Source organism: Wohlfahrtiimonas populi, from assembly GCF_002006795.1.
In the GTDB taxonomy this organism is placed as follows: Bacteria; Pseudomonadota; Gammaproteobacteria; order Cardiobacteriales; family Wohlfahrtiimonadaceae; genus Wohlfahrtiimonas; species Wohlfahrtiimonas populi.
The window spans coordinates 1-538 of sequence record NZ_MVDN01000056.1 but is presented as its reverse complement, the minus strand read 5'-3'; the positions used below and the strand labels follow the sequence as shown (position 1 = coordinate 538).

The 538-nt window shown below is 37.9% G+C and carries 1 protein-coding gene; it reads left to right on the top strand.

All coding sequences use genetic code 11. The annotated features are described in order from the left end of the window. On the top strand, window positions 1-457 hold a 457-nt coding region (locus BZK16_RS13990), incomplete at its 5' end, for a pilin (protein ID WP_077929476.1). Window positions 458-538: the final 81 nt, after the last annotated feature.

The following is a 538-nucleotide window of genomic DNA, read 5'->3' as shown; positions in this document are numbered from 1 at the left end:
TACAAAAAGAACTTATGTTGCTGAAGGGTTGGCGCTTTCTTCTGGTGTTAAAGCTGCCATCACAGAGTATTATTCAGTTAATGGTGTTTGGCCTGTTACTAATGCAGAGGCTGGGTTAACAAGAGGTGATCATATTACTGGAAGTTCTGTAAGTGCAATTTGGATTGCATTAGGTTTAGGTGCTCAAAAAGGCACGCTAGTAAAGGATGTAACAAATATAGTTATATATTATAACCAGAAAGTTATAGGTTCAAGTACTCAAGCTCAGCTTGGCACTCAGCCTGGGTACATTGGCGATGCTCGCCAAAATACAATTGTATTGGCTCCTAACGTTACAAACTCTTCCATAAGTTCAAAGCCTACCATTCAATGGGTTTGTAGAGCTGTAGATATTAATAGAATAAAGATGAGATGGCTGCCAGCGAGTTGTAGAGCTACAATAGAAGATAATTTGTAAAGTATAAATAGAAATTTGGATTAGATAGTTTGATATCACTATCGATCATTGGACGATTTAACAAGCCCCTTAATTGGGGCT